This is a genomic window from Alkalibacterium gilvum, assembly GCF_900109085.1.
Lineage (GTDB): Bacteria > Bacillota > Bacilli > Lactobacillales > Carnobacteriaceae_A > Alkalibacterium > Alkalibacterium gilvum.
In genome coordinates this window covers 209256-216220 of sequence record NZ_FNYW01000001.1, presented here as the reverse complement: position 1 = coordinate 216220, position 6965 = coordinate 209256, and the positions used below count along the sequence as shown (strand labels likewise).

Sequence of the window (6965 nt, the reverse complement as noted above, 5' to 3'; positions counted from 1 at the left end):
CATGCGATGACGGCTGAATTCAATCACTCCAAATGTCCATTGAATGGTACGTTTTTGGATACTATCTATTTCGTAGCCTTGATCTTTATACTCTTGGATCAATTCTAAATCAATTTGTTTAAAAGCTGCACAGAGTAGTTCTTGGACAATCTGTTGGAAAAGTATTTCTAAAGCTAATTCAGCTTCGAGTAATGTGTCTTGTTCCTTTAATATTTTGATGATTTTTGATATAATTTTATTCATAAGAAGACCTCTTTCTCTAGCGTTATCGTTATCTCTAGATTAAGGGTCTTCTTTCTTTTTGTCCAGACCGATATTTTTCTGTTCCGACATTAATTTTACACATAGCCTTTACTATCTATTCTGCAGCTTATGTCCTTTGAAAATAACAAAATACAGAACGCTTGTTCTATATAAAAAAAAAGACTCCTCTAATACGAGAAGTCTTTTTTTTATATGTTATCTGTTTTTAGTTTAAGTTACTCTCTACTGCATTTTTATTTGTAGTGTCTACTCTTGGCTTCCATAAACCCATAGCGACTGCAGAAATAATCGAACCGATAAGTAGCGCTACAATGAACAATAACGGATTTTCACCAATACCAGCAACGAATAAACCGCCATGTGGTGCTGGTATAGATACGTTCCATAGTTGAGTCAATCCGCCACCAATGGCTGCACCCAAAACAGATGAACCGATGACACGTACTGGGTCTGCAGCAGCAAACGGAATCGCTCCTTCAGTAATAAATGAAACGCCTAGAACGAAATTAGATAAGCCTGATTGTTTTTCCAAATCAGTAAATTTAGATTTAAATAATACGGTTGATAGTGCAATGGCTAATGGTGGGATCATTCCGCCAACCATAACTGCGGCCATTAAGGCGCCGTCGCCTGTATCTGTGAAGATACCTATAGAGAAAGCATAAGCGGCTTTGTTTACCGGACCACCCATGTCTACAGCCATCATTCCGCCTAAGACTGCACCAAGTAACACGACATTACCTGTACCTAGACTATTTAAGAAATCAAGCATTGCATTGTTAATAACTGCGAAAAATGGACCAATGATAAAGAACATGAGTAAACCAACAACAAGTAAGCCTAATACTGGATAAAGTAAAATACTTTTAAGTCCTTCAAACGTTTTTGGGACGCCTTTAAGCATTTTCTTAATTGCATTCATTACATAACCAGCGACAAAACCTGCAACTAAACCGCCTAAGAAACCGGCATTACTTTCTACGGCTAGGAAACCACCAGCCATACCAGGTAGTAAGCCAGGACGGTCAGCAATACTGTACGCAATGTAGCCTGCTAAAATAGGAATAAGGAATTGGAATGCGGAACCACCTATTGTATTCAATGATGTAAAGAATACACTGTCAGAACCTAAAAATGATTCGAATAGGAATGATAACGCAAGTAAAATTCCGCCACCAACAACGAATGGCAACATATGTGAGATCCCATTCATTAAATCTTTATATATTGATTGCCAGATTGATCCGCCTTCTGATGAATCTGATGACTCTTCTGTATTGGCGCTATCATCAGATTTGTATAAAGGAGCATCTCCTGTACTTGCTTTTGTTATTAATTCTTCTGCTTTTTTAATTCCATCAGAAACCGGACGTTCCACGACAGGCTTCCCATTAAAGCGAGCTGTGTCTACTTTTTTATCGGCCGCAACGATGACACCATCTGCACGCTCGATTTCCTCACGCGTTAATTTATTCTTGGCGCCGTCTGTTCCGTTCGTTTCAACGCGAATTTCAACACCCATTTCAGCTGCTTTTTTCTTGAGAGCATCCTCTGCCATATACGTATGCGCAATCCCCGTAGGACAAGCTGTAACAGCCACAACGAATTTCTTACCTTTTTCATTAGCTTGTGTTTCAGTAACTGCTTCTTCCTCGTTGCTTTCATCAAAAATAAGTTGAACATCTTCGGGTTTTTGCGTTGTTTTCAATGCTTGTACAACCTCTGCATCCACTAGACGGCGTGAAAGTGAAGCTAACACTTCAAGATGTAAGTTATTTCCACCTTCTGGAGCAGCTATCATAAAGAATATTTCAACAGGCTGCCCATCTAGCGCATCGTAATTTACGCCATTTGATGACTTAGCAAACAAGACAGCAGGTTCAACAACAGCCTTATTTTTTGAGTGAGGCATGGCAATACCATCACCTAAACCTGTTGATGTCTGTGCTTCACGATTCATGATCCCTTCTTTAAAAGTATCAAAGTCATTAACAACACCTTCATCAACTAGGCGCTTGACCATTTCATCTATAGCTGATTCTTTTGTTCGAGCCTTCATATCCATTATCATTAAGTCTTTTTTCAAAACATCATTGATTTTCATTTACTTCTCCTCCAATTTTTCAATTTTAATTTGTGATGCTAATTTGGTGATGTCTTCCTTCTTAGCTAGATCTTCCTTGAAAGCAGTCGCGCTTCCGCAAGCCAAACTCATTTTAAAAGCATCCAGTGGGTTATTAGCCTTTTGGTATTCTCCGATAAACCCTGCAATCATCGAATCCCCTGAACCAACCGAATTGACGAGCTGACCTTCTGGTGGAGCACTATAGTAAACCTCATCCTTCATAAAAAATAGAGCGCCTTTTTCACCCAAAGATATAATAGTATGTTGTGCACCCGCTTCAAGCATTTTTTTACCATAAGGAATAATATCGTCTATCGTGTCCAAGGTTACACCATACAAATCTTCTAGTTCATGTATATTAGGCTTCACTAAGAATGGTTTCTTTGATAAAGCCATCTGCAGTTCCTTTCCCGTTGTATCAATAATGAAATCAGCTTCTTTGCTTTCAACATAATCAATCAGATTCTGATAATAGTCCTCTGATAGACCATCAGGCTTGCTTCCGGCAATAACAACCAAATCGTTTTTGGCTAAATGAGCTAAGGTGGAATAAAAATCAGCACTCTCAGACTCTGTTACACGTGGGCCTCTATCATTTATTTCTGTCTCCTGGTCGCCTTTGACTTTCACATTAATGCGTGTGGAAGCTTTGATGGATGTAAAATCAGTCTCAACATTTTCATCTGAAAGTAAATCTGTGAGTAATTTTCCGGTGTGACCTCCAACAAAGCCAAGGGCCTTGTTCTCTGTATTTAATTGCTTGAGAATGCGGGAAACGTTTATTCCTTTGCCTCCAGCTGATTTATGACTCTTATCGAATCTGTTTAGTTCTCCAAGTTTAATTGTGTTATTTGGATATATAACATAATCAATCGATGGATTTAATGTTACTGTGTAAATCATATTCTTATGCCTCCATTACTATGGTATGTTCTTTGATGTCTTCTTGTTCATCATATAGATGATTGGTGATGATGGTACATTCTTCAATTGATGCAACTTTTGAAAAACTGATGTCATTTACTTTCGATGTGTCCACAAGAACGTAGGCTTGATCAGACTGCTCGATTGCCTTTGCTTTAATTGCTGCTTCTTCTATATCAGGCGTGGTGTATCCTTTGTTACCATCGACACCATTCATTCCCATAAAGGCTTTATTGAAATTCACCTTATCAAGTTGCTGTTCAGCAATTGATCCGATAATCGCTTTTGTTCTTTGTTTAATTTTTCCACCTAAGAGTATTGTTTCAATGTTATAGTCAGTTAACAGTGCCGCATGTGGGACGCCGTTAGTTACGACCGTAATATTTTTCCCTTTCAAATGTGGAATCATAGCATAGGTTGTCGTTCCCGCGTCAAGGTAAATAACGTCAAAGTCGTTAATCAAAGAAGCCGCTAGTTGACTGATTCTTTCTTTCTCATGAATGAATTTGACTGTTTTTTCATCCATTGTCGGTTCATCCACGGGTTGACGTTTTCTTCTAGCCCCTCCATGTATGCGAACAAGGACATCTTGTTCCTCAAGCGTCGTTAAATCGCGTCTTATTGTTGACTCAGAATGGTTTAATTTCATAACCAAGTCTTGTACTGATACAGTCGGTTGTTGCTTTAATTGTTCAATAATATATTTGTATCTTTCCTCTGTAAGCACTTTCCCCACCTCTTGAAATTAGTTTAACACGATAAAATTTAAAAAACAATCTTTTTCTTCCAAAATCATTCAAACACATTCGAATTCGTTTACATATTCAAATTGACCCTATGTTTTTTATTTATATGAATAGAAAAATTCATTTATATAAGTGTCTATTCACTTACTTGGTTGGACGTTTACGCGTTAAACTTTTCAGTCCTTGACTACAACAAAAAAATTCCCGAAACGACAGCTTAGCCGCATCGGGAATCTTTTCTTATTTATGCTGATTTTTATAAGAACAACACGCCTATAGCGAGCAGAATACATGTTGCTATAAAGAGAATACCAATGAGTTTAGCTGTATATTTCCACCACGTGACTAGTTCAACCTCTGCAATAGCCAAAGCTCCCATAACAACGCCAAAAGTCGGTGTGACCAAGTTGACTATACCACTGGCTGATTGGAAAGCTGTGACAACAATATGCTCTGACACACCTACAAAGGATCCTAGGGGCCCCATTATTCCCATCGTTGCTGATGCTAAACCAGAAGTAGATGGAATCAAGAAGGATAGAGGAATGTAGAAAATATACGTTAACACTGAGAAGACAACGGGTGATAAACCAGATAAAGCTTGTTCTCCAAAATGCAGGATAGTATCTGTAATCATTCCTTCATTCATTATAACCTGAATCCCTCGAGCAAGCGCCACAATCAATGCCACACTCAAGAGTTCTTTTGCTCCCTCCACGAAGCCTGAAACAATATCTTTTTCCGGTACTCTGTAAATCATACCGATAATAACAGCCATCGCTAAGAACAACATTGTGATTTCTTGGAAATACCAGTCGCCCAGCGGAACCATTTGCTGCCCTAGTAACGTTCCTATAATAGGTAATCCCATCAACCAGGTGTTGAATGTTTCAAATAACGTCCAGTTTTCATTAAGCAAGGTCCATGGAATTAGACTGATAACCATCACAATAAATGTTAAGGAGAAGAGGACGATCACTATTTTTTGCCTTGTGTTCATTTTGGCATCTTGATTTTTTGTTTTGAATTTATTTTTATTCTTTTCGTAATCTTCAAATACAAGCGATTTTTCTCGGTTTTTCTGAACTTTCGATGCATACCGATAGACGTAAGCTGTCGTTATACCATACATGACCACAAAGAATATCAGCCGAAGGACAATGCCGTCACCCGGACTTATACCTAAAGCTTGTGAGGCCACCCCTGTCGCAAAGGGGTTCACTGTAGAAGCTAGCACCCCTACACCAGCACCTAAAAGTATAACAGATACAGCGACAAGCATATCAAACCCTACCGCTATCATCACAGGAATGATTAATGGATAAAAAGCGAGTGTTTCTTCAGCCATACCATACGTTGTTCCGCCTAAAGCAAAGATTAGCATTAAAATAGGAATGAGCGCTTTCTCTCTGCCTTTGTTTGCGCTAACCACTTGACCGATTGCCGTATCAAGTGCACCTGTTTTATTCACAACGCCTAAAAATCCACCTACAACTAAAATAAAGAGAGAGACTTCAATGGCACCTGGTGTTGTATCAGTCCCAAGCATCCCTTTAACAGGAGCCATAAATATATCCCAAATACCTTGTGGTTGTTGTTCTGAATAAGCGAATGTGCCTGCAATGATTTCCCCTGCATCATTGACTTCATAACTGCCTGCGGGAACGAACCATGTAAGAATAGACATAATAACGATAATTATAAATAGTATTGTAAACGATGATGGCAAGGACATTAATTTATCTTTAAATTTATTATCAGACATTTTTAACCCCTCCAGCTCATTATTTGTAATACCAATAAATGAATACATTCTAGTTTGAAATTAAGATTAAATAAACTGACTGGCGCATCCAGTCAGTTTATTTAGTTTAGATTATACGTGTGGGATAAATAGATTACCTAGCGTCGCAGCCATGATAGCCTTGATTGAGTGCATACGGTTTTCTGCCTGATCAAACTGGCGAGCGTGCTTACTGCGGAAGGCTTTATCTGTGACTTCCATTTCTATCTCGCCAAATTTTTCCTCCACCATTTTTCCATATTCAGTTTGTGTATCGTGGAAAGCAGGTAGGCAGTGCAAGAGAATCGTTTCATCTTTTCCTGTGTTATTGAGCATAGCCATATTTATCTGATAAGGTTTCAATAAATTGACACGCTCTTCAAATTTATCTTCTTCTCCCATTGACACCCATACATCAGTATAGAGGGCATCGGCTCCTTTCACACCTTTCTTGACATCATCCGTAACCAATATCTGACTTCCTGATTTTTCTGCATAATCTTTTGCCAGGTCAACAATTTCTTGATCTGGGAACAATGATTCAGGTGATACAATATGCACATTCACGCCAAGGATAGCTCCAGTAACAAGCAAGCTATTTGCTACATTATTACGGCCGTCTCCTGTATAAGCCAACGTCAAGCCTTCCAGTTTTCCAAAATTTTCTTTCAATGTTAAATAATCAGCAATCATCTGTGTCGGGTGCCACTCGTCTGTTAAACCGTTCCACACTGGCACACCAGCATGCTCTGCCAGAAGCTCAACACTTTCTTGTTTGAATCCACGGAACTCTATACCGTCAAACATCCGACCTAATACTTTAGCAGTATCTTCAATTGATTCTTTCTTACCAATCTGAATATCATTTTTACCTAAATATTCTGGATGGGCTCCCAAGTCAATTGAGGCAGTAGTGAAAGCGGAACGCGTACGCGTTGATGCTTTTTCAAATAATAGGGCAATATTCTTTCCTTCAAGATAACGATGAGGGATCCCTTTTTTCTTCATATCCTTTAGATGAGCTGAAAAATCAATTAAATACATCAGTTCCTCTTTAGTAAAATCTTTCTCTTTTAAAAAACTACGCTTTTGAAATACACTTTTCATTGTAATTCCTCCTTGT

Annotated in this window: 5 protein-coding genes and 1 pseudogene; all 6 read right to left on the bottom strand. The window is 38.6% G+C overall.

The features are described 5' to 3' along the window. Positions 1 to 243: pseudogene (locus tag BMX83_RS01020) on the bottom strand (hypothetical protein); the annotation flags it as partial. Between the two features lie 226 nt (positions 244 to 469). Next, a complete protein-coding gene (locus BMX83_RS01015) occupies positions 470 to 2368 on the bottom strand; it encodes a PTS fructose transporter subunit IIABC (RefSeq protein WP_091632066.1) in 1899 nt (632 codons plus the stop codon). Beyond that, a complete protein-coding gene (pfkB, locus tag BMX83_RS01010) occupies positions 2369 to 3292 on the bottom strand; it encodes a 1-phosphofructokinase (protein WP_091632063.1) in 924 nt (307 codons plus the stop codon). Between the two features lie 4 nt (positions 3293 to 3296). Next, complete coding sequence (locus BMX83_RS01005) at positions 3297 to 4040, bottom strand: DeoR/GlpR family DNA-binding transcription regulator (RefSeq protein WP_091632060.1); 744 nt, start codon at positions 4038 to 4040, stop codon at positions 3297 to 3299. 275 nt (positions 4041 to 4315) lie between these two features. After that, entirely contained in the window at positions 4316 to 5824 is a 1509-nt protein-coding gene (locus BMX83_RS01000; protein WP_091632057.1) for a YfcC family protein, read from the bottom strand. A 111-nt stretch (positions 5825 to 5935) separates the two neighbouring features. Next, the gene (gene argF / locus BMX83_RS00995) at positions 5936 to 6949 is read right to left on the bottom strand and encodes an ornithine carbamoyltransferase (RefSeq protein WP_091632055.1); all 1014 of its coding nucleotides are present in this window, start codon (positions 6947 to 6949) and stop codon (positions 5936 to 5938) included. Positions 6950 to 6965 lie beyond the last annotated feature (16 nt).